General features: G+C 71.8%; 24 protein-coding genes, 1 tRNA gene and 2 pseudogenes. 8 read left to right on the plus strand and 19 right to left on the minus strand.

All coding sequences use genetic code 11. The features are described 5' to 3' along the window. Positions 1-80: 80 nt before the first annotated feature. The 3 genes from pfkB to ACIPM1_RS24115 all read right to left on the minus strand — a co-directional run bounded on the left by pfkB (position 81) and on the right by ACIPM1_RS24115 (position 3,371). Positions 81-1,028, minus strand: coding sequence for a 1-phosphofructokinase (pfkB, locus tag ACIPM1_RS24105; RefSeq protein ID WP_402437848.1), 948 nt, complete (start codon positions 1,026-1,028; stop codon positions 81-83). Then, a complete protein-coding gene (locus ACIPM1_RS24110; protein ID WP_402437851.1) occupies positions 1,025-1,786 on the minus strand; it encodes a DeoR/GlpR family DNA-binding transcription regulator in 762 nt (253 codons plus the stop codon). Before ACIPM1_RS24110 ends, pfkB begins: the two co-directional genes overlap by 4 nt. Positions 1,787-1,925: 139 nt before the next feature. After that, complete coding sequence (locus tag ACIPM1_RS24115) at positions 1,926-3,371, minus strand: MFS transporter (protein ID WP_402437916.1); 1,446 nt, start codon at positions 3,369-3,371, stop codon at positions 1,926-1,928. A gap of 224 nt (positions 3,372-3,595) precedes the next feature. Here ACIPM1_RS24115 and ACIPM1_RS24120 point away from each other — a divergent pair, with 224 nt between their 5' ends. Then, on the plus strand, positions 3,596-4,564 hold the full coding sequence (locus ACIPM1_RS24120; protein WP_402437854.1) for a helix-turn-helix transcriptional regulator: 969 nt from the start codon (positions 3,596-3,598) through the stop codon (positions 4,562-4,564). Positions 4,565-4,661: 97 nt separating this feature from the next. Here the strand turns inward: ACIPM1_RS24120 and ACIPM1_RS24125 are convergent, their stop codons facing one another. The 3 genes from ACIPM1_RS24125 to ACIPM1_RS24135 all read right to left on the minus strand — a co-directional run bounded on the left by ACIPM1_RS24125 (position 4,662) and on the right by ACIPM1_RS24135 (position 8,145). Then, complete coding sequence (locus ACIPM1_RS24125) at positions 4,662-5,321, minus strand: TetR/AcrR family transcriptional regulator (protein ID WP_402437857.1); 660 nt, start codon at positions 5,319-5,321, stop codon at positions 4,662-4,664. Positions 5,322-5,916: 595 nt separating this feature from the next. Then, positions 5,917-6,915: a sigma-70 family RNA polymerase sigma factor gene (locus ACIPM1_RS24130; protein WP_356194468.1), complete on the minus strand. Its 999-nt coding sequence runs from the start codon at positions 6,913-6,915 to the stop codon at positions 5,917-5,919. Positions 6,916-7,377: 462 nt separating this feature from the next. After that, positions 7,378-8,145 carry a dioxygenase gene (locus tag ACIPM1_RS24135; RefSeq protein WP_402437919.1) on the minus strand — a complete coding sequence of 256 codons (768 nt, stop codon included), beginning with the start codon at positions 8,143-8,145 and terminating at the stop codon, positions 7,378-7,380. A 176-nt stretch (positions 8,146-8,321) separates the two neighbouring features. On the opposite strand from ACIPM1_RS24135, the gene ACIPM1_RS24140 reads away from it, so the two are divergent. Next, the gene (locus tag ACIPM1_RS24140) at positions 8,322-8,849 is read left to right on the plus strand and encodes a MarR family winged helix-turn-helix transcriptional regulator (protein WP_402437860.1); all 528 of its coding nucleotides are present in this window, start codon (positions 8,322-8,324) and stop codon (positions 8,847-8,849) included. Between the two features lie 64 nt (positions 8,850-8,913). Here the strand turns inward: ACIPM1_RS24140 and ACIPM1_RS24145 are convergent, their stop codons facing one another. After that, a complete protein-coding gene (locus ACIPM1_RS24145; RefSeq protein WP_402437863.1) occupies positions 8,914-10,458 on the minus strand; it encodes an MFS transporter in 1,545 nt (514 codons plus the stop codon). A 249-nt stretch (positions 10,459-10,707) separates the two neighbouring features. Beyond that, positions 10,708-11,367 carry a helix-turn-helix domain-containing protein gene (locus tag ACIPM1_RS24150; RefSeq protein WP_356194478.1) on the minus strand — a complete coding sequence of 220 codons (660 nt, stop codon included), beginning with the start codon at positions 11,365-11,367 and terminating at the stop codon, positions 10,708-10,710. A gap of 373 nt (positions 11,368-11,740) precedes the next feature. On the opposite strand from ACIPM1_RS24150, the gene ACIPM1_RS24155 reads away from it, so the two are divergent. The 3 genes from ACIPM1_RS24155 to ACIPM1_RS24165 all read left to right on the plus strand — a co-directional run bounded on the left by ACIPM1_RS24155 (position 11,741) and on the right by ACIPM1_RS24165 (position 15,071). Further along, complete coding sequence (locus ACIPM1_RS24155; RefSeq protein ID WP_402437867.1) at positions 11,741-13,024, plus strand: M6 family metalloprotease domain-containing protein; 1,284 nt, start codon at positions 11,741-11,743, stop codon at positions 13,022-13,024. 164 nt (positions 13,025-13,188) lie between these two features. Beyond that, positions 13,189-14,922 carry an IclR family transcriptional regulator C-terminal domain-containing protein gene (locus ACIPM1_RS24160; protein ID WP_402437869.1) on the plus strand — a complete coding sequence of 578 codons (1,734 nt, stop codon included), beginning with the start codon at positions 13,189-13,191 and terminating at the stop codon, positions 14,920-14,922. 73 nt (positions 14,923-14,995) lie between these two features. Next, positions 14,996-15,071, plus strand: a tRNA-Arg gene (locus tag ACIPM1_RS24165). 68 nt (positions 15,072-15,139) lie between these two features. On the opposite strand, the pseudogene ACIPM1_RS24170 reads toward ACIPM1_RS24165, so the two are convergent. From ACIPM1_RS24170 to ACIPM1_RS24215, 10 genes and pseudogenes are all read right to left on the minus strand, one after another. After that, a pseudogene (locus tag ACIPM1_RS24170) lies at positions 15,140-16,286 on the minus strand (tyrosine-type recombinase/integrase). Beyond that, entirely contained in the window at positions 16,286-16,468 is a 183-nt protein-coding gene (locus tag ACIPM1_RS24175; protein ID WP_402437872.1) for a helix-turn-helix domain-containing protein, read from the minus strand. The pseudogene ACIPM1_RS24170 and the gene ACIPM1_RS24175 overlap by 1 nt, the downstream one beginning before the upstream one ends. Continuing rightward, entirely contained in the window at positions 16,461-17,756 is a 1,296-nt protein-coding gene (locus ACIPM1_RS24180; RefSeq protein ID WP_402437875.1) for a replication initiator, read from the minus strand. Before ACIPM1_RS24180 ends, ACIPM1_RS24175 begins: the two co-directional genes overlap by 8 nt. 157 nt (positions 17,757-17,913) lie before the next feature. Continuing rightward, a complete protein-coding gene (locus ACIPM1_RS24185; RefSeq protein ID WP_402437878.1) occupies positions 17,914-18,165 on the minus strand; it encodes a SpdD protein in 252 nt (83 codons plus the stop codon). A 34-nt stretch (positions 18,166-18,199) separates the two neighbouring features. Beyond that, on the minus strand, positions 18,200-18,385 hold the full coding sequence (locus ACIPM1_RS24190) for a hypothetical protein (protein WP_402437880.1): 186 nt from the start codon (positions 18,383-18,385) through the stop codon (positions 18,200-18,202). Positions 18,386-18,400: 15 nt separating this feature from the next. Beyond that, the gene (locus ACIPM1_RS24195) at positions 18,401-18,592 is read right to left on the minus strand and encodes a mobile element transfer protein (protein ID WP_402437883.1); all 192 of its coding nucleotides are present in this window, start codon (positions 18,590-18,592) and stop codon (positions 18,401-18,403) included. Between the two features lie 265 nt (positions 18,593-18,857). Beyond that, positions 18,858-19,508, minus strand: coding sequence for a DUF2637 domain-containing protein (locus ACIPM1_RS24200; protein ID WP_402437885.1), 651 nt, complete (start codon positions 19,506-19,508; stop codon positions 18,858-18,860). A 91-nt stretch (positions 19,509-19,599) separates the two neighbouring features. Next, positions 19,600-20,963, minus strand: a pseudogene (locus ACIPM1_RS24205) (FtsK/SpoIIIE domain-containing protein). Continuing rightward, a complete protein-coding gene (locus tag ACIPM1_RS24210) occupies positions 20,963-21,319 on the minus strand; it encodes a hypothetical protein (RefSeq protein ID WP_131567470.1) in 357 nt (118 codons plus the stop codon). The pseudogene ACIPM1_RS24205 and the gene ACIPM1_RS24210 overlap by 1 nt, the downstream one beginning before the upstream one ends. A 154-nt stretch (positions 21,320-21,473) precedes the next feature. Further along, on the minus strand, positions 21,474-22,259 hold the full coding sequence (locus ACIPM1_RS24215; protein ID WP_402437888.1) for a GntR family transcriptional regulator: 786 nt from the start codon (positions 22,257-22,259) through the stop codon (positions 21,474-21,476). Between the two features lie 107 nt (positions 22,260-22,366). Between ACIPM1_RS24215 and ACIPM1_RS24220 the strand changes: the two genes are divergently transcribed. From ACIPM1_RS24220 to ACIPM1_RS24230, 3 genes are read left to right on the plus strand one after another with little or no spacing between them, the layout of a single operon-like run. Further along, on the plus strand, positions 22,367-22,774 hold the full coding sequence (locus ACIPM1_RS24220) for an NUDIX hydrolase (protein WP_402437922.1): 408 nt from the start codon (positions 22,367-22,369) through the stop codon (positions 22,772-22,774). A gap of 46 nt (positions 22,775-22,820) precedes the next feature. Beyond that, a complete protein-coding gene (locus tag ACIPM1_RS24225) occupies positions 22,821-23,246 on the plus strand; it encodes an ATP-binding protein (protein WP_402437925.1) in 426 nt (141 codons plus the stop codon). A 2-nt stretch (positions 23,247-23,248) separates the two neighbouring features. Continuing rightward, positions 23,249-23,629, plus strand: a complete 381-nt coding sequence (locus ACIPM1_RS24230; RefSeq protein ID WP_402437928.1) for a hypothetical protein — start codon at positions 23,249-23,251, stop codon at positions 23,627-23,629. 319 nt (positions 23,630-23,948) lie between these two features. Here the strand turns inward: ACIPM1_RS24230 and ACIPM1_RS24235 are convergent. After that, on the minus strand, positions 23,949-24,770 hold an 822-nt coding region (locus tag ACIPM1_RS24235; RefSeq protein WP_402437891.1), incomplete at its 5' end, for a transposase.

Raw genomic sequence — 24,770 nt, forward strand, 5'->3', positions numbered from 1 at the left:
GCGTGTCGCCCGGGGCGTGCGGTGGGCGGGGACGGGGGCGGGGGTGCTGTGCGGGGAAGCGGGAGACGTCGTACGTACGTTCATGGCACCGGCTCCTTCAGGGGGCGGTCGACCGGCACCTCGGCCGTGACCGTCACCGCCGCCGGGTCCAGGTCGCGCGGGGTCGGCATCACGCTGCCCGGCAGCCGGACGGCGGCCGCGCCGTGCGCGACGGCGGAGGCGAGGGCCTCCCGGCCGCTGCCGCCCGCGATCAGGAAGCCGGCGAGCGAGGAGTCGCCGGCCCCCACGTTGCTGCGGACCGCGTCGACGCGCGCGGAGCCGAACCAGGCGCCCGCACCGTCTACGAGCAGCTGGCCGTCGGCGCCCAGGCTGGCGAGCACGGCGCCCGCGCCCAGCCCGCGCAGTTCCTCGGCCGCCTTCAGTGCGTCGCCCACCGTGGCCAGCGGGCGTCCGACGGCCTCCGCGAGCTCCTCGGCGTTCGGCTTCACCACGTCCGGGCCCTCGCGCAGCGCCGCGAGCAGCGCGGGTCCGGAGGTGTCCAGCGCGATGCGCACGCCGGCGGTGTGCGCCCGCGCGACCAGGTCGGCGTACCAGGACGGGGCGAGTCCGCGCGGCAGGCTGCCGCAGCACGCGATCCAGTCGGCGCCGCGGGACTGCCGCCGCACGGTGTCCAGGAGCAGTTCCTGCTCGTCGGCGGACAGCTCCGGCCCCGGCGCGTTGATCTTCGTCAGGACGCCGTCGGCCTCGGCGAGGGCGATGTTGGAGCGGGTGGCCCCGGCGACCGGCACCGGCGCGACCTGGATGCCCTGCGCGTCGAGCAGCTCCGCGACCAGCGCGCCCGGTGCGCCCCCCAGGGGAAGAACGGCGACCGTGCGCCGTCCGGCGGCGGCGATCGCGCGGGAGACGTTGACCCCCTTGCCGCCCGGGTCCATCCGTTCGCCGGTGGCGCGGACGACCTCGCCGCGGTGGAGCGCGGGGACCTCGTAGGTGCGGTCCAGGGACGGGTTGGGGGTGACGGTGAGGATCATGCGCGCACCACTTCCGTGCCGCCGCGCTCGATGGCGGCGCCGACCTCGGGGCTCAGACCGCTGTCGGTGATCAGCAGGTCCACGTCGCTCAGGTCGCCGAAGCGGGCGAAGTGCTCCTGGCCGTGCTTGGCGGAGTCAGCGAGCAGCACCACACGGCGGGCGGCGGCGACCGCCGCGCGCTTCACGGCGGCCTCGGCGAGGTCGGGGGTGGTCAGACCGTGCTCGGCGGAGAAGCCGTTGGCGGCGACGAACAGCACGTCGGCGCGGATCTCGCCGTAGGCGCGCAGGGCCCAGGCGTCCACGGCGGCACGGGTACGGTGCCGCACGCGCCCTCCGACGAGGTGCAGCTGGATCCCCGGGTGGTCGGCGAGGCGGGCCGCGATGGGGAGGCTGTGCGTGACGACGGTGAGGGTGGCCTCCAGCGGGACGGCCGCGGCCAGGCGGGCGACCGTCGTGCCGGCGTCGAGGATCACCGTGCCCTCGGTGGGCAGCTCGGCGAGCGCGGCCTTGGCGATCCGGTCCTTCTCGTCGGCGGCGGTGGACTCGCGCTCGGTGAGGTCCGGCTCGAAGTCGAGGCGCCCGGCCGGGATGGCACCGCCGTGCACCCGGCGGACCAGGCCGGCGCGGTCGAGTGCCTTGAGGTCCCGGCGGATGGTCTCCGCGGTCACCTGGAACTCCTCGGCCAGCGACACGACGTCCACCCGGCCGCCGTCACGGGCGAGCCGGAGAATCTCCTGCTGCCGCTCCGGTGCGTACATGTCCGTTTGCCTCCGACCGATGCCCGAACCTGTGGTTTCCCTGCGAGGCTACGCCCCCGTTTGGGGAAAGTAAACAGGTTCGGACTCGAATCGGGCATGAACGGGCTTTCGGAGTCTGCCGGAGCACGGGCGGGGCGGGTCAGCCCACGAGCGCGCGCTCCCGCTCCGGCGTTCCGGGCGCCGCCGGCTCCTCCCCCGCGCCCTCCAGGTGCTGCGCCGGGCGTCCGGGCAGCGCGGACATCAGGAGGAAGATGACGCCCATCACCACGGCCACGTACACCAGCGCGTGCCGGAAGGCGTGCACGAAGGCCGGGCCGACCTGGGCCGGCGCCAACCGGTCGCCGATCACGCCGAAGAACACCACCGACACCAGGCCGAGCCCCAGCGCGTTGCCCATCTGCTGCACGGTGTTGATCAGACCGGACGCCGAACCGGCGTGCTCGCGCGGCACCTCCGAGAGCACCGCGTCCGTCAGCGGGGCGACGATCAGCCCCATGCCCGCGCCCATCACGACCAGCGGCAGCGCCATCTGCCAGGAGGCGATGTGCAGGCCGTAGCGGCCGGACTCCCAGATGTAGAGCACGACACCGGCGCCCATGGTCAGCGCGCCCGCCTGGAGGACCTTGCGGCCGAACCGCGGGACCAGCTTCTGCACCGACATCCCCGCCGCCACCGAGACCGCGATCGAGAACGGGACGCCCGTCAGCCCGGCCCGCAGTGCGCTCCACCCCAGCCCGATCTGCATGTAAAGCGTCCAGACCAGGAAGAACACACCGAGCGCGACACCGAAGACCGTCTGGACCGCGATGCCCGCCGCGAAGCTCTTGACCCGGAACAGGGACAGTTCGACCAGCGGGGAGCCGTCCCGCGCCGCCTTGCGCCGCTCGTACGCCACCAGGACCGCGAAGACCACGAACGCGCCCGCCATCGATCCGTAGCCCCACAGCGGCCAGCCCAGCTCACGGCCGCGGGTCAGCGGGTAGAGCAGCATCAGCAGGCCGAGGGTGACCAGCGCGACTCCGACGAGGTCCAGTCTCAGCGCGCGCGGGGCCCTGGACTCGGTGATGAAGCGGCCGCCGAGGAGGAGGGCGGCGACGCCGACCGGGAGGTTGATCAGGAAGATCGGGCGCCATTCGAGGCCGAAGAGGTTCCACTCGGTGAGCAGCGCGCCGAGCAGCGGACCGGAGACCGCGCCGAGCCCGACGATCGCCCCGAACAGGCCGAAGACCTTGCCGCGTTCGTGCGCCGGGAAGGTGGCGTGCACGATCGAGAGGACCTGCGGCACCATCATCGCCGCCATGGCGCCCTGGAGGATGCGGGAGGCGACCAGCATGTCCGGGTTCGCGGCGAAGCCGCACAGGGCGGAGGCGAGGGTGAAGCCGCCGATGCCCAGGAGGAACAGCCGCTTGCGGCCGTGGATGTCGCCGAGGCGCCCGCCGGTGATCAGGCCGGCGGCGAAGGCGAGGGCGTAACCGGCGGTGATCCACTGGATCTGGCTGAAGGACGCGCCGGCGTCCCGCTGGATGGAGGGGATCGCGATGTTGACGATCGTGACGTCCACGAGGTCCATGAAGGCCGCGGTCATGACGATGGCGAGCGCGAACCAGCGGCGGCGGTCGGCCGCGCCGGAAGCGCCCGAGGACCCGGCGGTGTGCGGGGCGGGGCCGGAGGCGCCCCGGGCGCCGGTGGCGGCCACCGGTTCGGGCGGCGTGTCGCGGGGCGTGGGGCGGGGCGTGTCGGTGGTCATGGCTTCACGGTAGAAGCGCAATAGGTCAGAAGATGTCCTAGACGTACGGCATTCTCGGACTCATGACGACGGACACTCCGGCTCGGCTGCTGACGCTCCTGTCCCTCCTCCAGACGCCCCGTGAATGGCCCGGCGGTGAACTCGCCGGCCGGCTCGGGGTGTCCCGCCGTACGGTCCGGCGCGACATCGACCGGCTGCGGGAGCTGGGTTATCCCGTGCAGGCGACGCGGGGCTCCGACGGGGGCTACCGGCTGGTCGCGGGCAAGGCGATGCCGCCGCTGGTGCTCGACGACGAGGAGGCGGTGGCGATCGCGGTGGGGCTGCGGGCGGGGGCCGGGCACGCGGTGGAGGGCGTGGACGAGGCGTCGGTACGGGCCCTGGCGAAGCTGGAGCAGGTACTGCCGGCCCGGCTGCGTCACCGGGTCTCCACCCTGCAGGCCGCGACGACCCCGCTGGTGAGCGGGGACGGGGCGAGCATCGCGCCCGAGACGCTGACCGTCATGGCGTCGACGGTCGCGGGACAGGAGCGGCTGCGGTTCTCCTACCGGGCCGGGGACGGGACCGAGACGCGCCGCCTGACCGAGCCGCACCGCCTGGTCTCCACCGGGCGGCGCTGGTACCTCGTGGCCTACGACCTCGATCGCGCGGACTGGCGGACGTTCCGGGTCGACCGGGTGAGCGAGCCGTTCGCGACGGGGGCGCGGTTCGCTCCGCGGGAACTGCCGACCGGGAGCGCGGCGGAGTACCTGCGGCAGTCGATGCACCGGCAGCAGGAGACGTACGAGTTCAGCGTGACGTTCGCCGAGTCCGCGGACGTCGTGGCGCAGCGGCTGCCGGCCTGGCTCGGCGCCCCGGAGCCGCTCGGCGACGGCGGGTGCCGCCTGCGGGCGAGCACCGGTGACCGGCTGGAGTGGCTGGCGGTGCGGCTGCTGATGACGGGATTCGAGTTCGTGGTGCGGGAGCCCGCGGAACTGGTCGACCGCGTCCGCGAACTGGGGGCGCGGCTGAGCCGGGCGGCCGGGGACGCCTGAGCGGGACGCGGGCGGCGAGGGCAGCGGGGCAGCGGCGGGGGCGGTCCGCGTTCGGAGGCGGTCCGCGTTCGGGGGCGGTCGCGTTCGGGGGCGCGGGTCAGGTCCAGTGGAAGTCGCGCAGGGCGGCGAGGTTGCGCAGGGCCAGCTCCGCGGGGCCGTCCGGACCGTCGGCACGGGACTCCCCGGCGGCCCAGCTCTCCACCGCCACGCGTACGGCGGCGCTGGCCACGGCGGCGGCGAAGCGCACCTCCTGGGAGCCGGGCGGCCGCTCGGCAACGTTGTCGAGGCGGTCCACCAGGACGTCCGCCAGCCTCCGTTCCGACGCCTGGCACTCCTCCGCCCAGACCTTGCGCACCGCCGGATTGGTGTCGGCCAGCCGGATGAGCGTGCGGACCCACTGCCAGGAGGCCTCCGGGACCCCGGCGCCGGGGGTCAGGGTGTAGCGCACCGCGTGCTCCAGGGCCCGCAGGACGGGGAGGTCGTCGGGGGCTTCGCGCACCGCCTGTGTCCACCGTCCGGCGCCGGCCGCGTAGAGGGGGGCCACGGCCTCCTCCTTCGTGGCGAAGTACCGGTAGAACGTGCGCGGGGCGACGCCGGCGGCCTGGGCGATGTCCTCGGCGCGGGTGGCCCGCAGTCCCCGGGTGACGAAGAGGCGGGCCGCGGCCCGGGCGATCTCCATCCGGGTGACGGCCTTGCGGCGCTCCGTCAGCGTAGGCGAGGCGGGGGTACGTCTCGGGGAGGGGGTGGAACTGCTCACATCGGCAGGTTATGCCTGTGTGGCACAATCTGCCATCTGGGCGGGCCACCCCGGGGTTCAGGTCCGGGGTGCCCCGCTTTTCTCGGCGTGTCCGGAGGCGGCGAAGGAAGTAGCCGGGCTCCGGCACCCGGGGGGGGTGGCGCCGAAGCCCGGCTGGGGAGAGTCCCGGCGCCGGGGGGTGTGCGTCGGGACTTGGCTCGGTTGGTCCGTCCGCCGACTCGTCCGGTGGCCGCCGGCGGCGTTCCGGGGTCGATGCGGGCGGTTTCGTGCGGGGCGCGTACAGATCGAACTGCCGTGCCCTGAAAGGTTGTTCCCACGGCCCGCCGGATTGAAGCGGCGGTACAGCGCCATTGTTCGCGCGTGCTTTGGCCACCCGGCGTACGCGGTCGCCCGCGTACGCGATCGGTGCGCGGCGCTCGCCCGCCTTCCCCCGGCATCGACGGGACTTCCGGCAGCCGCGAGCCGCGCGGAACCTTCCGCGCGATCTGCGGACAGCCGCGGTTCCCCCTCGCGGCCGGCGGACGGGGCTCCCCTTTCGGGGCCCGCGTCACGCCGACGCCAGGGGTGGCGTCACGCCGACGCCTCGGGACCCGCGTCAGGCCGCCGCGTCGAAGCCGGTGTCGCGGGCCAGCTTCTTCAGCTCCAGCAGGGCGTGCTTCTCGATCTGGCGGATGCGCTCGCGCGTCAGACCGTGCTCCTTGCCCACCTCGGTCAGCGTGCGCTCCCGGCCGTCGTCGATGCCGTAGCGCATCTTGATGATGGAGGCCGTGCGCTGGTCGAGGCGGCCGATCAGGTCGTCGAGCTCCTCGCTGCGCAGCAGGGTGAGCACCGACTGCTCCGGCGACACCGCGGAGGTGTCCTCCAGGAGGTCGCCGAACTGGGTCTCGCCCTCGTCGTCCACCGACATGTTCAGCGAGACCGGGTCGCGGGCCCAGTCGAGGACGTCCGCGACGCGCTCCGGCGTCGAGCCGAGCTCGGTGGCGATCTCCGCGGGCTCCGGGTCGCGGCCGTGCTCACGGTTGAACTCGCGCTGGACCCGGCGGATGCGGCCGAGTTCCTCCACGAGGTGGACGGGCAGGCGGATCGTGCGGGACTGGTCCGCTATGGAGCGGGTGATCGCCTGACGGATCCACCAGGTCGCGTACGTCGAGAACTTGAAGCCCTTGCGGTAGTCGAACTTCTCGACGGCGCGCACCAGGCCGGCGTTGCCCTCCTGGATCAGGTCCAGCAGGGGCAGGCCGCTGCGCGGGTAGCGCCGGGCGACGGCGACGACCAGGCGGAGGTTGGAACGGATGAAGACGTCCTTGGCCCGCTCCCCCTCGGCGACCAGGGCCTCGAGCTCCTCGCGGGAGGCGTCCGCCTGGGACTCCTCGAGCCCGTCGAGGATCTGCTGTGCGAACACACCCGCCTCGATGACCTGGGACAGCTCGACTTCCTTCGCGGCGTCGAGCAGCGGTGTACGCGCGATCTCGTCGAGATACATGCCGACCAGGTCGCGGTCGGCGATCTCGCCGCCATGGGCGCGAACACTGTTTGCCGCGTCGGCCGTCTCGCCGGTGGCGGACTGACGACGGGCGACGGCACGGGTTGCCATGCGTGCTCCCTTGCGATGGTGGGTCAGCGGGTGGGCTTCGGACGCTGGACACTGTCTTGGGGGACTCTCCTCGGGTGCCCCGCATCCGATGGAAACAACGACTGGAATCCGGACAGAATTCCCAACCCGCCCCCCAATTTTTCTGATCATGCAGTACCCTGCACGGCCGCAACGCCCGAGCACCGCCGACAGCCCCCACGAATACGCAGGTCAGAGCGTTGATCGCCCTTTCCTCCGAGGCGCCCGCGAACCCCGCGGACTCCACGGACCGCGCCGCCGTGAGACTCCGGTCACACGTGTAGCGGCCGGTCCGTCACGGGGAGAGCCGCGGAGAGCGTCACCCTCGGCCGTTCTCCCACCCTCAAGGACGGGTGGCACCGGCCGGAGGTTGCCGCAAACCCGGACTCTCAGGAGATTCCCAGACTCTCCAATCCAGAGGTACGCAGCGCGCGTGCGCTTGTTTCAGCCGAACTGCACGGACCGCTTCGCCATTCCCATCCAGAAGCCGTCGATCACGGATTTCTGCGTGTCCAGCTCCCCGCCGGACTCCGCCGCGCCCATGGTCACGAATAGCGGGGCGAAGTGCTCGGTGCGCGGATGGGCGTACCGGCCGGCGGGGGCCTTGTCGAGGAAGTCCAGCAGGGCGTCCCAGTCGCGGGCCTCCAGCGCGCGGCGGCCCCAGTCGTCGAACTCGGAGGACCAGCTCGGCACCCCGCGCCCGGCGTGACGCAGCGCGGCCAGGTTGTGGGTGAAGAAGCCGGAGCCGACGATCAGCACGCCCTCGTCGCGCAGCGGGGCCAGCCTGCGGCCGATCTCCATGAGCTTCACCGGGTCGAGGGTCGGCATGGAGATCTGCAGGACGGGGACGTCGGCCGCGGGGAACATCTCGACGAGCGGGACGTAGGCGCCGTGGTCGAGGCCGCGGCCGGGCACGTCCTGCACCGGCATACCGGGGGCACGCAGCAACTTGCGTACGCTCGCGGCGAGTTCGGGGGCGCCGGGAGCGTCGTAGCGCACCTGGTAGTAGTGCTCCGGGAAGCCCCAGAAGTCGTGGACGAGGGGAACCGGCTCGGTGGCGCCGACGGCGAGCGGCGCCTCCTCCCAGTGGGCGGAGACCACGAGAATCGCCCTGGGGCGGGGCAGCGCGGCGGACCAGGAGGCGAGTTCACCGGGCCAGACGGGATCGTCCGCGAGCGGCGGGGCGCCGTGGCTGAGGTAGAGGGCGGGCATGCGGCCCGGGGCGCGCTCCGCCGCGCCCTCCCGGCTGCGGGCCTGCTGCGTGTGCGCCTGGGTGGCTTCGGACATGGTGGCTGCTCCCTCCGGATATTGCTTGAAAGCTAAAGCTTCACTCGCGAGAGTACTCCTGATTGTTTAAGTTTCAAGAAGCGGCCTCGTACAGTGGAGCCATGAACACGGCACCCGCATCCGCGACCGGCTCCGGCCCCACCGGGGGCCACCGCTGGCTCACCGCCGAGGAGCAGCGCGTCTGGCGCTCCTACCTGCACGCCACCACCCTCCTGGAGGACCACCTCGACCGGCAGCTGCAGCGTGACGCGGGAATGCCGCACATCTACTACGGCCTCCTCGTCCAGCTCGCCGAGGCACCGGGCGGCCGGCTGCGGATGACCGAGCTGGCCAGGAACGCGAAGATCACCCGCTCCCGTCTCTCGCACGCCGTGGCGCGCCTGGAGAAGAACGGATGGGTACGCCGTGAGGACTGCCCCTCCGACAAGCGGGGCCAGTTCGCGGTGCTGACCGAGGAGGGGCGGGACGTCCTGCGCCGTACCGCGCCCGGCCATGTGGCCGCCGTACGCCAGGCCCTGTTCGACCGGCTGACCCCGGAACAGCAGAAGTCCCTCGGCGAGATCATGCAGATCGTCGCCGAGGGACTTCAGCCGGACGAAGCGGGTGCGGACCTGCCCTGGCTCCGCTGAGCGGAGTGCGCGGAGGAACCGGGCGAGGAAGGCCAGGCCGTCCGGTCGGTGGACGGCCGGTGGGTCAGTGGGCGACGACCGGGACCGCCACCTCGTCCTCGACGCCCTCGCCCGCCCCGGAGCCCGAACCGGTGACCGAGGCGCTCCCCGGGCGGCCGGCGTTGACGAAGGACAGCGCGATCAAGGAGGCCGCGGCCAGGATGCCGACGGCGAACCAGATGGCGCTCGCGTAGCCGTGCACCATGGCCTCCAGCTGGACCAGCTGCTGCTGCGGCTTGGACGCGGCGGCCCCGATGTGGTCCCTGACGTACCCGGTCTTCGCGGAGGCCGCGATCGTGTTCAGCAGGGCCGTACCGATCGCACCGCCCACCTGCTGCGAGGTGTTGACCATCGCCGAGGCGACACCCGCGTCACGCGGCTCGACGCCCAGGGTGGCCAGGGACATGGCCGGCATGAACGCCGTACCCATGCCGAGGCCGAGCAGCAGCATCGCCGGCAGGAGCAGCGTGGCGTACGAGGAGCCGATCGCCAGCTGGGTCAGCAGCAGCATGCCGAGGCCCGCGACCAGGAAGCCGGGGCTCATCAGCCGCCGCGGCGCCACCCGGGTCATGAGCCGGGCGCCGATCTGGGTGGAGCCGGTGATCATGCCCGCGATCATCGGGAGGAAGGCGAAGCCGGTCTTCACGGGCGAGTAGCCCTTCACGACCTGGAGGTAGTAGGTGAGGAAGAGGAAGAGGCCGAACATCGCGATGATCGCCAGGCCCAGGGAGAGGTAGACACCGCCGCGGTTGCGCTCGGTGACGACGCGCAGCGGCAGCAGCGGCGCCTTGATCTTCGACTCGACGAAGACGAAGGCCGCGAGCAGCAGGGCCGACCCGACGAACATGCCCACGGTCACGGAGTCGCCCCAGCCGTCGGACTCGGCGCGGGTGAAGCCGTAGACCAGCGCGACCAGGCCCAGGGTGGAGAGCACGACGCCGGGGATGTCGAGCGGCGCGCGCTTGCGGCTGCCCTCCGGCTCACGGACGACCAGGTAGGCGCCGGCCGCGGCGACGACGGCGAACGGGATGTTCACGAAGAACGTCCAGCGCCAGTCCAGGTACTCGGTGAGGAAGCCGCCGAGGATCAGGCCGACGGCGCCGCCGCCACCGGCGATCGCGCCGTAGATGCCGAACGCCTTGGCGCGTTCCTTGGCGTCGGTGAACATCACCGCGAGCAGGGAGAGCGCGGCCGGCGCGAGCAGTGCGCCGAACGCGCCCTGCAGGGCGCGGGCCCCGAACATCATCGCGCCGCTCGTGGCCGCGCCGCCGAGCGCGGAGGCGGCGGCGAAGCCGGCCAGGCCGGTGACGAAGGCGCGCTTGCGGCCCCACAGGTCGGCGATGCGTCCGCCGAACAGCAGCAGACCGCCGAAGGCCAGGGCGTACGCCGTGACGACCCACTGCCGGTTGCCGTCGGAGATGCCGAGGTCCTGCTGGGCGGAGGGCAGGGCGATGTTCACGATGGTGGCGTCCAGGACGACCATCAGCTGGGCGAGCGCGATGAAGACGAGCGCCTTCCAGCGGTTGGCGTCGGGAATGACGCCGGGAGCCTTCACGGCTGTTTCGGACATGGGGGTACCCACTTCGGGACTTCGTGACGGAAAAAGGGTGACGTGTGCCGGCGGCCCGTCGTCGGTGACGGCCGCGGGGGTCTGACTGCTTTGGTGGCCGGGTGGCTCGGGGCCTGGTCGGCTCTGGTGGCTGGGTGGCTTTGGCGGCTGGGTGGCTCGGAGGCCGGGTGGCTCGGCGCCTCGGTGGAGCAGTGGCGCGACGGGCGGTGGGGTGGCGGGGCGGTGGGGTGGCGGGGCTCGGTGGCCGCGTTACTCAGGCAGCCTGGAGCAGGTCCTCAGGTCCTCCATGGTCGCGGCCGCACCCGGCAGGACGGACCGGGCCGGAGCCCGCAACCCGTCCAGGAACAGCTGCAGATGACGGTGCACGAAGCGGTCGGTGCCGAGGCAGCCGGTGCCGGCCGGAGGCCGGCTGAGCTGGGCCACGGCCACCATCAGGTCGCCGACGCCCACGTCCGAGCGCAGTTGCCCGGCCGCCTTGGCGCGGTCCATGACCTCCTCGACGAGACGCTCCACCCGCTCGCGGGCGGCCTCCAGATCGGGGTGGTGCTGGTCGAAGGTGCTGGAGATCATCGGGCACAGCGCGCTGATCCGCTCGTCGGCGGCGACGTGCACGAAGCGCTCCAGGGCGTCGAAGGCGTCGCCGGTCTCCGCGAGCGCCTGCTCCGCCGCCAGCGCCGTACGGTCCATGACGGAGCAGACGACCTCGCGGACGAGAGCGTCGCGGTCCGGGAAGTTGCGGTACAGCGTGGCGTTGCCGACGCCGGCGCGGCGGGCGATCTCGTCGAGCGGCACCTCGGGTCCGAACTCGACGAACATCTCCCGGGCGGCGGTGACGATCCGCTCCCGGTTGCGCAGGGCGTCGGCGCGGGGCCGGGTCGCCTTGCGCGGATGGGCGGTCGCGGTCTGCACGGCGTACTCCTCGACTGATCGTGGGGCTTGCTGGTCCGGTGGCTCGGGCAGGGGGCCTTGGGCCTCACGCCCCGAACCTGCGGTCTTGAGTTCTGTCGCGTCGCCGCGATCCGGGGAAGGACTCCCCGTTTCGCTTCGACACAAGGCTAAACGGGGAAACGGTCCCCGGTTATTTCCCACGCCCGCCAAGTTTTTCGGTGACCTGGGTCACACATTGCCGTAGGTGAGACCCCGGGATCCCCGACCGGCTCCTCCTCCCGATCGGCCGTCGCACGATCGGCCGCTCCAGCGCGCGCCCCCCGCCCCGACGACACAGGGTGATCGAAAGGGTGCAGCCGGAGACCGGTGGCTGCCTGGCGCGAAAGGTTTACGGATGCAGCCGCAGCCCCGCCGCCGGATACGCAAGCGTCGTGCGGCCGCCCTCGCCTCCGTGACCGCGCTGACCCTGGCGGTCGGCACATCGGCCGGGTCGGGGCGCCTCACGACGGGGCCATCGGCCACCGGTGCCGGCTCGGCCCTCCTGGCCCGCTCTCCCGCCCTCACCCCTTGCCTGATCAGCGGCGGTTCGGCCGTGCAGATGTCGGAGGGCATACCGACCGGCAGCGGGTACGCCCGCTCCGTCGGCACCGTCCACGCCCTGACCGTCATGATCGACTTCCCGGACGCACCGGGCGAGGGCAAAGCGCTCGACCGCTTCCACGAATTCTTCCCGCGGACCCAGGAGTGGTTCCGCACCGCCTCCTACGGCCGGCTCGACTACCGCCCCGAAACCCCGATATCCGGGTGGCTGCGCATGCCGAAGCCCTTCAAGGCGTACGACATAGAGCGGGGCGCGCCCTTCGACCCCGGCTACCGTCAACTCGTCCAGGACATCGTCACGGCGGCCGACCCCAAGGTGGACTTCCGGCACTACGACCTGCTGAACGTGCTGATAACCCCCAACGCCGGCCCGTCCGCGCTGGAGACGGTGCTGTCGGTGACGTTCGCGGGCAACAGCGCGGCCCCGGTCGCCGACGGCGTCCCGGTGGCGAACGCCTCCTTCGTCTACTCCCGCCAGGACGACGGCTCCGGCTCGTACGACACCACCGGCTACCGCGTCCTGCCCCACGAGAACGGCCACGTCTTCGGCCTGCCCGACCTGTACACGCCGGAGGGCGGCGGCGCGGTCGGCCACTGGGACATCATGAGCGAGGACTGGGGGGCCGGCAACGATCTCCTCGGCTGGCACAAGTGGAAGCTGGGCTGGCTGGACGCCTCCCAGGTGAGCTGCGCGGCCAAGCGGGGCTCGGTCGAGTACCCGCTGACGCCGCTGGCCCGCCCCGGCGGCCCGAAACTGGTCTTCGTCCCCCTCGACGCCCACAGCGGCTACGCCCTGGAACTGCGCACCCGCGCCGGCAACGACGAGACCGTCTGCCAACCGGGCGTCCTCATCTACAAGGTCGACGCGGACGTCGACACCGGCCGCGGCCCGATCAAGGTCTACGACGCCCACCGCGACTCCGGCGGCTGCACCCGCAGCCCCAACGTCCACGCCGAACTCTCCGACGCGCCCTTCGCACCGGGCCAGTCCTTCCGGGACCCCCGGGCGGGCATCCGCATCGACGTGGCGGCGGCCGACCTGGACGGGAACTACCGGGTGCGGGTCACCCGGCGGTGAGGGCCGGTTCGGGGTCGGGGCGGGCCGGTGCGGGCCGGTTCGGGGTCGGGGCGGGCCGGTGCGGGCCGGTTCGGGGTCGGCGCGGGCCTCGCGGAAGGATGGAGGAGGGAACGCGCGGTGCGGGCTTACGGTAGGCCTGCCGCCACCCCCGTACCGGAGATGCGATGCCCCCGAACACCCCGCCGGTGGCCCCCCGGGTCACCGGCACCGGCTCCCCGGCCGCAGCCACCGCGCCCACCGCGGCCGTCCCGCCCGCCGAGGCGGTCACCCCGCTGATGCGGGGCGTGGCGGTGCTGCGGCAGCTGACGGAGGCCGGCGGAACGCTGAGCCCGAGCGCCCTGGAACGGGCCACGGGCCTCGCCCGCTCCACCGTGGACCGGATCACGGCGACGCTCGCCCGCATGGGGTACGTGCGTCCGGACGGCCGGGACGTCGTACTCGCCCCCCGCCTCATGGAGCTGGGCAACGCCTACCTGGCCGCCCTGCGGCTGCCGGCGCTGCTCGACGCGCGCGCCGACGCCCTCGCCGACGAGCTGGACGAGTCGGTCTCCCTGGCGGTCGGCGACCGGGACGGCATCCGCTTCATCCACCAGGCCACCCGCCGCCGCGCGATGTCGCTGAGCTTCCGCATCGGCGACCTGCTCCCCGCGGAACGCACCGCACCGGGCCCGCTGTTCGCGTCGGAGTGGACCGACGCGGACTGGCGGCTCTGGCACGCACGCCGGGCGGCCGACCCGGAGGACAGAGGCTTCACGGCCGTACCCCCACGGGTGCCGCCGACGGACGGACCGTGGGACGCGACCGAAGCAATCGACGTGACCGAGGCGATCGGCGGAATCGGCGGGATCAGTGCGACCGACGCGATCGGCGCGGACTTCGAGCGGCGCGCGGCGAGCGCGCGGGAGGACGGCTGGTCGCTGGACGACCAGTTGATCGAGCCGGGCCTGGTCGCGGTCTCCGTACCCGTACGGCATCCGGACACGGGCCGCATCGCGTGCGTGGCGAGCGTGGTGAGCCACACCAGCCGCCACTCGGCGGACGACCTGCGCACCACCCTCCTGCCCCGCCTGCGGAGGACGGTCGCGGCGATGGAGGCGGACCTCCGCGCGGCCCCGCCCCTCTCGGTCACCTCACCCCCCTCGAACCTGGCGACGTGGACGGCCGCGTCCAAGCAGGAACTGGGCCGGGAGTTCGTCGAGTCGCTGGCCCGCGGCCTGACCGTGCTGACCGCCTTCGGCGAGGGCAGGGCCGCGCTGACGTCGGCGCAGGTGGCCAGGGCGACGGGGCTGTCCCGGGCGACGGCACGGCGCGCGCTGATCACGTACGAGCACCTGGGCCTGGTACGCCAGGAGGACGACCGGACGTTCACCCTCACCCCGAGGGTGCTGGCCCTGGGCTTCCCGCCGCTGTCCCGCACCTCGCTCCCCCGGATGGCGCTGCCGCACCTCGAGGAACTGGCGTCCCACGTCCAGGAGTCGACGTCGCTGGCGGTCCTGACGCCCTCCGGCGAGGAGATCCAGTACACGGCCCGGGCGACGACCGCCCGCATCATGAGCGTGGACATCACCGTGGGCACCCGCCTCCCGGCCCACGCCACCGCCCTGGGCCGCGTCCTCCTGTCGGACACACCGCCCGTGCGGCAGACACACCCCGAAAGCGCGGAGCACGGCTACGCCCTGGTGGACGAGGAACTGGAAGCGGGCCTCCGCTCCCTCGCCGTCCCGATCCACGACCGCGCGGGCCGGGTGGTCGCCGCGGCCGGCGTGGCCATGCACACGGCCCGCCACACCCGCGAACAGTGCCTCGAACACCTCCTCCCCGCCCTGCGCCGCACGGCCACCGCCATCGAGGCAGACCTCCACGTGGCCACCCACTTCACCCACGTCCCCCTGACCTGACGCGCAGCGCCCCCCCACCTGCGACCCCCCACATCCGGTACGCTGACGCCTGTGACCCACGCGGTCACGATCCGCCTTCGTAGCTCAGGGGATAGAGCACCGCTCTCCTAAAGCGGGTGTCGCAGGTTCGAATCCTGCCGGGGGCACCAGGCAAAAGGCCCCGGACCGATCATGGTCCGGGGCCTTTGACATCCACTTCTGACATCAACGCGGGTGGTCACTGACGACCAGGGCGCTTCCGCAGCAGCCGGTCCATGTGGCTCATGGCCTCGCGCTGGGTGTCCTGCACGACGTGCGTGTAGACGTCCATGGTGATGCTGATCTGCGAGTGGCCCAGGATCTCCATCACGACGCGAGGCGCAACCCCGGCCGCCGTGAGGAGCGTCGCGGTGCCGTGCCTGGCATCGTGCAGCCGGATCACGCGAAGGCCGGCGGACTCGGCGACCCGAGTGAAGGAGCGGTAGACGTTCCGCGGCTCGACCGGACGCCCCGTGCGGGTGGTGAAGACGTACGCCGACTCCTGCCACCCCTCCCCCGCCTTGGCGCGAGCAGCTGCCTGCCGCAGGCGGTGCCAGCGCAGGGGCGCGATGCAAAGTGCGGGCAGCGGAACAGCGCGGCGACGGCGGCTCTTGGGATCGTCGTCGTAAAGGACGCCGCGGCGCCGCTGGGTCTGCTGGCGGACGTAGAGCACCCGGTAGTCGAGGTCGAGGTCGGACCAGCGGAGGCCGACGATCTCACCACGGCGGAGGCCCATGGCGATGGCGAGCACGAAGGCCGCGTAGAGCGGGTCCTTGCGGGAGGCGGCGAGGAAGTCGAGCGTCTCGTCGAGGGTCCAGGGCTTCAGCTCACGGTTGTCGGTGCGCGGCGGCTCGACGAGCTTGGCGACGTTGCGCGTAATCAGTTCCTCGCGGCATGCGGAGGACAGCGCAGAGCGCAGAACCCGGTGCGCTTCCTTGGCCGTTGCCGCGGTGGCCTGCTGCTCCAGGCGGACGAGGAAGCGCCGGACGTCGGCCACGCCCAGGGCGTCGAGCTGCTTCGCGCCGAGCAACCAGGTAGAGCCGCACGTGCGCTTCGTACTTGTCGTAGGTGCTGAGCTTCCGCCGGGGCTTGATGACGTTGTCCAGCCAGTACGGCAGCCACTCGGAGAGCCGGGCCGACCGTGTGGGCACGGGCACGCCCTGGTCGACCTTGGCGAGCAGTTCTCGGCGCTTGGTGTCGCACTCGGCCCAGGTCTTGCCGTAGGCGAACTTGCGGGCTCGGGTGCCGTCCGGCTGGAGCACGTAGACCGCGCACTGGTAGCGGCCGTCCTTGCGCTTGGTGATGGTGCCGGCGCCGTTCGGGTTGCGCTTGCGCTGAGTGGCCATCAGGCAGCCACCTCCAGTCCGTTGGCGATGTAGTCGCGGACAGCACGCGCCGGGATACGCCGACAACGGCCGATGGTGAGCGAGGGCAGGCGACGGGAACGGACGAGGTCGTACACCGTGGAGCGGCCGAGCTTGAGCCGGGCCATCGCCTCAGGCACCGTGAGCAGTTCGCCGTCAGGCACGGGTGGGTTCCCCTTCCGTTCCGGGGGCGGGTTCGAGGGTTTCGGCGAGCCAGGCTTCGGCGTCGGTGAGGCCGGTTCCGGCGAAAACCCAATGGGCGAGGACGAGGGTCGTGTCGGGCTCGGTCCGGGATTCGGCGGCGGCTTGGGCGCGGCGCCATTCGGCGCGGGCGTCGCGGAGGGCTCCGAGGGTGGTGGAGTAGCGGCGGGACTTGGTGGAGAAGTGGCCGCGGAAGCCGAGCATGTGGGCCCAGGCCCGCAGGCGGAGGTCTTCCAGGTCCTTGCGGCCGCCGAGGGCCCAGGCGGTGCGGATCAGTCGGCGGGCGTGGTCGTTGATGTCGAATTGGGCGAGTTCGGCGACGAACTTCAGAGGCCGGTCGAGAGCTCCCGTCGCTGTCTCGGCGCCCTTGGTGGCGTACTTGGCGATGTAGGCGGCGACCGCCCGCTCGGTCAGCTCCTGGCCGCCGTCGAAGTCGGCAGAACGGATCGTGCGTACGTCGAGCTGACGGCCGAAGCTGAAGACGTGAGCCCGGCCGTCGAGGACGGGTCCGTCCACACGGACGGTGGCAGCGGCTGCCCGGATAGCGTCAGTCAGCAGCTCGGCGGTCGCCCAGACGGGAGGCGGGGTGTCGCCGCCCCCGGGGCCGTCGATGCGGATGACGGCGTGGAAGTGGACGGCGCCGCGCTTCTGGTACTCGGCGACCTTGGCGAACGACACCCGGGCGTACTCACGGAACGCGCGCTGTGTGAGACCGGCGCGCTTGGCGACCTCGCGACGCAGGTAGGTCGAGAAGCGGCGCCACAACAACCCGGCGTGCGCGTTCCAGAGGACGGCCGCGTCGTAGTCGTAGGTGTCCGGGTCGAGGGCGGTGCCGAGGGCGGGGTCGTCCTGGTCATGGAGGGCGCCGCAGCGGCAGGGGCGAATCGAACCGGCCGGGCCGGTGGGGCGGTTGTGAACGGGGCCGAAGCCGGGGGCGGTGAAGGTGGCGAAGACGCGGGGGTGTGCGGCGACGCGTTCGGGGACGCCCTTGCCGCCGCGCAGGCCGGAGGTGATCAGGTGGAAGGTGTCCCGGCGGTAGACCTCGGCGCAGGCCGCGCAGCGGGTCGTGCGGCGGTTGTTGCAGCGGACGAGGAGGTGACCGGCCGGAAGGGCGGCGGAGTCGAGGTGGTGGAGGACGCTGCCGATCTCGCCGGTGCGGGTGTTCACGTCGTACTCGGTGCGGTGGCCGTCGAGGCGGATCGGGTGGGTGCAGCCGCCGAGGGCCGAGAGCTGGCACAGGAGCGCGGGCATGGTGCCGAGGGCGGCCAGGTCACGAAGTTCGGTCAGCGGGGGCGGCGTGGCGCGGGTGATGATGGGCTTGCTCCTTCTGGCTTCGGCTGGAAGGGGTGAAGGCCCCCGGGGCGGCGGATGCTTGGCGGTATCGAGGCCGGCCCGGGGGTCTGATGCGTCAGCGGCGGCGCTGGTCGCGGAGCATCGAACGCAGGACCACGGCGGCGACGGCCACGGAAACGGCCGTGACGGCGACGGCGGCCAGGAGCGCGGTCAGCACGACCCCGCCGACGAGGCCGGCCGCGACGGCTCCGGTGCTGACGGAGATCTGCGGGACCGGGCGCCGGGTGGAGACGTGGTGGTCGGCCGCCACGGTGTGGGGGTGCGCGGGCGGCGGGGTCGGGTTGTCCGGGTACTTGGGCAGGAACACGGCGAAGCTCTCCTTACCTACTCGTCTAGTCATGTCAGCCGTTGACGACACCGACGCCGGAGCGCGTGCCGGACTCGATGGCTGGGGCCATGAACGTGTGCGAGAGCCAGAAGCCGAAGAGGGCGATCAGGACGACGATCCACGTGCGGACGCCGAGGAACTTGACCGCTCCCCAGGCGAAGAAGCCGAGGACGACGACGAGCGGGAGGCTGACGGTCACGGGAGGCGGGTCCTTTCAGCGGACGGGGCAGCGGTGGGTGCGGGCGGCCAGTTCGGCGGCGGCACGGCTGTCGTAATCGGCGGAGAAGCCGCAGCGCGGGGCCGTGCAGGCGGCGGTGTGCTTCTCCCGGCCGCCTCCGTCGTAGGACGTGCCGACCTGGACGGGGCCGATGCGGGTGACGGAGCGGAAGCGACGGTTGGCTGGCAAGAGCGGTGTCCTTCCCTTTGTTTGCTTGCCTGTTGGGTGTGACGACGTGTAGATAGGCGGAATGTCGCAAGGAGTACGGAGGTTGATCGCCTTCGGGGGGATCGCGTTGGCACTTGGACTCGGCTGTGTAGCGGGCCGGTGGTGGGTGGGTGAATCCTGGGCCACCGTGATCACCATGTGTTTCCTTGAGGTGCTGATCGTTTTGGGCGTCCTGGGAATCCAGCTGGTACGGCGGAAGAGATAGCCCCCTCATCGAGATTCGCCTTCAGAGCTGGGCGGCGATGGCTTCAGCCATGGGCGAGGGAACCCCGAGACGAGCGCGGAGGGTCGGCGTGTCGATCGGAGCGCCAGTGCGGGTGTGGTGCTCGGTGGCGACCTTGCGTGCGTGCTCGACCAGGGCGGCCGGGACGGAGACCGCGGGCGGAGCGGGCCTCGGCTCGATGGCCGGCGCAGCCGGAATGGCCTCGGTCGGATCGGGCGCGTCCTCTTGGTCCTCGATGAGCCGTGGCCGCTCCAGTTCGTCTGTGGTCTCGGGGTGGTCGTCCGTTGTCGGCGGGGTCGAGTGGGCGAGGAGCGTGCCGCCGAGGAAGGCGACGGCTGGCCAGCCCGCGACGAGGATGCGGAGCCAGGCCGGTACCTGGTCCATGTCGAGCAGTCCGGCGGTGGCGACGTTGGCGCCCAGGGATGCGGTCAGCGCGATCACAAACCAGCACCACCCGGCCGCCTTGGCGTCGCCTGAGCGCAGTCGGCGCCAAGCGGCGACCAGCAGCAGGTCGACGGAGATGGGGTAGGCCCACGCCTTCCACCCGTCCTGACCAGCGGCCGAGGCGATGTCGTGCAGGTGGGCGAAGGACAGCGCGGCGGCGATGACCGCCTGGACGAGCACCGCGTCGACGCGGGCCAGGTGGGCGCGCATGCTGCGGCTCCTTCCGGATTCGGGCATGGGAGGGGTAGGGACGTGGCGCAAGGCGGTCACGCCGACCGGGGGTGATGGAGGAAGCGCCGGGTCAGTCGGTCACGGGTCGCGGCTTCACGACCGGGGACGGAATCTCGACCGGCGGCACGGGAACGTCGGGCCGGAAGGGCTTGAGCGCGGGAACGTCGGGGACCAGGTGGGCCGAGTCGCGGCACGTCTCGGCGGCGTCGCCGGGGGAGAGGTACGGCGTGCGGATACGAGACCAGCCGCCGGAGGTGTCCCCGGCCACGGCGAGGCCGGGCCGTTCGGGAGCGATGGCGCAGGCGGCGAAGACGGCCTCCGGGGCAATGTCGCCGAGTGCCATCTTCGCGGAGGCTTCGTCGTTGACGCGGTGGCAGACGCGGCCGGTCAATTGGGCCCGCAACATGGTCGCCCCCTTGCCCAGCGCTGCCCGCACACCTCCAGGTAGATGCCGGCGGCGCGGCCGAGCTGGGCGAGCCGGATGAGCTGGGTGACCATCTCGTCCCGCCGTTCCTCGTCCTTCTTCGTTGCGACGAGGAAGAGTTCGGCAACCTCGTCGACGAACAGGACGACGGGTACGGGGCGTTCACGCTCGGGCAGACCCCAGATGTCGGAGGTGATCTCCTCATCCGGCGTGCCGGAGGCGATGCCCTGTCGGGCCTTGATCAGGTCGTACCGTTCCTCCATTTCCCTGATGAGCGCGGGCAGCAGTTCGGCGGCTTGCTCCGGGTTCGTGGCGAGGGCCGAGAGCCGTGGGGCGAAGGGCGCGAGTTCGACGCCCCGCTTGCAGTCGATGCCGACCAGGGCGACCGACTGGAGGGCGAGTCCGGCGACGAGGTGACGCAGGTACATGGACTTGCCGGACAGAGTGGCGCCGAGGGTGAGTTGGTGCGGCACGGTGCGGTAGTCGCGCAGGAAGGGCGTGGCGTCCTCGCGCAGTGCGACCGGCACCCGGAGGAGTTCGGCCCGGGTCTTGCGCGGCATGCGCACCCGGTTCAGCACGTCGAAGCCGACGAGTCGCAGGTCGACCGCGCCCGGCTTCACCGTGGTGACGTAGACGGCGTGGACTCCCCAGGCGTGCCGCAGCCGTTCGGCGGAGGCGGCCACGTCGGCCGGCTCCTGGCCGGGGGCGAGTCGCAGACGGAGCCGCAGCCCGGTCGTGGTGGGTCGGATGATGCCGCGACGCGGCGGTACGGGCCGGACCTCGCGGCGACTGGTCGCCTTCACCGCCAGGACCCGGAGCCGAGAGGGAGCCACGGTGAGGCCGCAGGCTTCCATGACGGAGGCGTACGAGCCGAGCAGCCGGGCGATCGAGAGAGGTAAGCCGACCGTGGACCAGTAGATGCCGGGGTGTCGCACCCGTGCGTAGGCGGCCCCACCGCCGAGCGCTGCGACGGGGCCACCCACCTCCAGGAGCGTTGTCAGGTCGGTCATCAGGCCGTGGCCCCCACGGCGGCCGGGAAGGCGGCCGGAGTGACGGCGGCGGCCCGGTAGGCGATGCCGTGCCGCTGCTGCCCGTTGAAGACGCTCTCCCACGGCCGGGCGGCCAGACCGGGCAGCGAGACCGGCGCACCGAGCGCGAGTCCTTCCGACACCCCGCTCTCCGGAACGGTCACCTTGATCAGGGACGACTCCCCCTCCTCGATGTACACGACGCCGATCGTCATCAGCGCCTCGCCGCTGACGGCGTCCTTCGCGATCTCGCCCGTCTGCCGGTCACGGACCTTGGGCTCGGGCGCCTCGGTCAGCAGGATCGTCGCCGCCGAGGTCTCCACACGGATGGTGCGCAAGGCTTCTTCCCATCTACTCGTCTATACAAGAAGCGATCCGAGAACCCGTCATCGCCGGGAACGAGATCACTTTGCCACACAACTTGCCCACTCGTCTATACGAGTATGCGTGTCGGTGTGTACGAGTCCGAAAAGCGGCCTCGCGCACCGTCGATCAGGTCGCCGGGAGCTGGTAGGAGAGGACGTACGCGTCCGCTGCCATCACCGTGTCGCAGACCTCCACGGCCCGGCCCTCGGTGTCGTAGGCGGTGCGAATGAGATGGATGACCGGCACACCAGGGGCCAGCCGGAGCGTGCGGACCTCATCCGGCGAGGGCATCCGCGCCCGGATCTCTTCCTCGAAGTGGTCGAGGTGGTGACCCAGCTCTTCCAGCCGGGCGTAGATGCCGCCGGGGCCGGGATTGGGTTCGGCGATCTGCGTACCGCGGGCGATGTCGAGCGGCAGGTACGACGTGGCGAACTCGACCGGGCGCCCGTCGAGCAGGTACCGGCGCCGTCGAGCGAGCACGCGACGCACGGAGCCGAGGCGCGTGGAGATGTCCTGACTCGCCTTCTCCTCCTTGACCTCCAGGCTGTCGACCTGCGGGTGGCTTCCGGCGGCGTCGGCTTCCACGATGAATGCGGACTTGCTCTGCTCGCGGTGGCGGCGGGCGAAGCGGTCGGAGGCGAGCCGGCGCACGGGCGGCCGGGGGCGGACGAAGACGCCCTTGCCGTGCTCGGCGTGGACCAGGCCCTCGCCCGTGAGGATTGAGAAGGAGTTCCGGACCGTCATCCGGGAAACGCCGTAGTGCTCGACCAGCTCGGCCTCGGAGGGCAGCTTCTCCCCTTCCTTGAACCGCCCACGGTCGATGGCCTCGCGCAGCTGGTCGGCGATCTGCCGGAAGACCGCACGATCACTCGTGGGGTCCAGGGCGCCGAGAGCGCTCGGTAGAGAGGTCACGGATACTCCTTTAGGTATCTAGACGAGTGGGCGAGTGTTGTTGCTACGGTGGAGAGCCTAGCCAGCCGAGAGGGCCGAGGAACGTGAGCACAGAACGCCCGCACTCCGTGAGCGTCGCCGGGGTCATCGTCGACGACCGCGGCCGGGCCCTCTTGATCAAGCGCCGCGACAACGGCCACTGGGAACCGCCGGGCGGAGTCCTCGAACCTGAGGAGACCATCCCCGACGGCCTCCAGCGCGAGGTCCTCGAAGAGACCGGCATCAAGATCGCACTTCCCGCGACCCTCACCGGCGTCTACAAGAACATGACCGGCCTGATCGTCTCGCTGGTCTTCCGCTGCGAAGCGATCGACGGCGCCCCGACCACCGGGGACGAGACCCGGGCCCTGCGCTGGGCCACCCGCGAAGAGGTCACCGAACTCGCCGACGAGGCGTACGCGATCCGCGTCCTGGACGCACTCGACGCGACGACCCCGCCGTCCATCCGCGCCCACGACGGCGTGAAACTCGTCTAGTCCGAACCCGCTGCACATGGCGGCCTACCTGCATGAAGGAACTTGTATGCACGAGTATACGAGTAGTGCTCGGGTCTGGGGGCTGAGTTGCCCAGGATTCCCGGAAGAGGTGAGTCGGGCCCGCCGATGGACCCGCGACATCCTGCAAGGCTCCCCCTTAGCCGAGGACGCCGAGCTGATCGTGAGCGAGCTGAGCGCGAACGCGATCCTGCACACGGCCAGCGGCCAGGTTTGCGGCAGCTTCCATCTGGCCCTTGCGGTCTCTCCACAGGTGATTGCCCTGTCGGTCACAGACGACGGAGGCGCCGGCACGGCACCGAAGGTCGAGCACCAGGACCAGGACGCGGAGCACGGCCGGGGGCTGGGCATGGTCAGCGCGATCGCTCACCGGGTCGTGGTCCACAGCAGCCAGGCCGGGCACACCGTCACTGCGGAGCTCTACACGGACACCCGCCCGGGAGCCCACCCGTGACGATGAACAAGCCCCGCCGCGGCTACTGGTGCGAGTGCTGGACAGAAAGCCTCACCAACCCAAACCGGATGCCGACCTTCCGAGCATCCTTCGACGCCTACTCCGCACCCCAGGCAGACAGATGGGTAGCGGTCGCCCTCCGCACGATCACTCCGGCACTCGACCCCGACGCCTCAGACGAGGCATGGACGTGGCTCTACGACGGCCGAGTTGGCACGAGGCGTGCTCTGTTGCGTCAGGAGCCGTGCACGGTGACGATCACCCACGCAGGCAACCGCATCACATGGACGATCCGCCCAGTGCCCTTCCTGCCACTCGCACACCGACAGGGCGCTGAACTTCCACCGTGCTCACAGAACTTCAAGCCCCACAGCTCAGACTGAGTTACAACTTTCTCTACTGGTTCAAGCACCCGGCTCCGCTCGGGGCGCCGCTCCTGCCTTCGGCCCGCTCCGCCCCGGCTGCGCCGACGCCCGCCCACTGGTGGATAGGCCGGAGCATGAGTCGAATCACCCGACGACGCGGCCCACGGTCACAGACGATGCCTCCGGCGGGGGATCGGCCGACACCGGGTGGGAGGGGGCGCCGTTCCCGGCCGCGGGCACATCGTGGCGAGCGCTGGGGCTCCCATCCCGTCCACCGTCGACCCAGGCAGAGCCGAGCAGACGCGGCCCATGGCGTCCAGGAAGCTCCTATAGATCGTCAAGCGGCGGCCTGTAGAAGTTGTTGTGGGATGTTCGTGCTGGTCAGGTGTTTGTAGACCTCGCGCGCGATGAAGCGTTTGAGGCAGCGGAAGATGTCCTTCTTCGACATGCCTTCGGCTGTGCGCCGCGCGACGTAGAGCCGTGTGCGAGGGTCGTAGCGCATCCGCACGAGGGCGATCGTGTGGAGTGCGTGGTTGGCTTGGCGGTCGCCGCCGCGGTTGAGACGGTGGCGGTTGGTCCGTCCCGAGCTGGCGGAGATCGGGGACGCTCCGCAGAGGTGGGCGAAGGAGGCTTCGGACTTCAGCCGGTCGGGATTGTCGCCTGCGGTGATCAAGAGCTGGGCGGCTGTCTCGGTGCCGACACCGACCAGCTCGACCAGGCCCGGGGCCGCGTGCGCGACGAGGGGTCCGAGTTCGGCGTCGGCCTCGGATATTTCCTCGGTGAGGTGCTGGTAGCGGCGGGAAAGACGCCGCAGTGCGGTTCGGACCGCGCAGGTCGGGTCGGCGAGGTCGGTGCCGGGGCGGGAGCGGGCCAGCTGCGCGATCAGCTGGTAGGTGGGCAGGCCGCGCAGGCGTTCGCGCACTTCTGCGGGGGCGGAGATGATGAGGGTGCGGATCTGGTTGATCGTCTGAGTGCGGGACTTGATGGCCGAGCGGCGGACCACCCGCAGGAACCGGATGGCCTCGACGATGCCGTTGCGGCTCTTGGGCCGGCCGTTAGCGCGGCCGGACAGGACGGCGGTCGCGGCCGCGTAGGCGTCCACGGCGTCGGACTTGCCGTTGGCCCGCCGGGCTTTGCGGTCGGGGCGGTCCACGTCCAC

Source organism: Streptomyces sp. NPDC086766 (genome assembly GCF_044746005.1).
Lineage (GTDB): Bacteria > Actinomycetota > Actinomycetes > Streptomycetales > Streptomycetaceae > Streptomyces.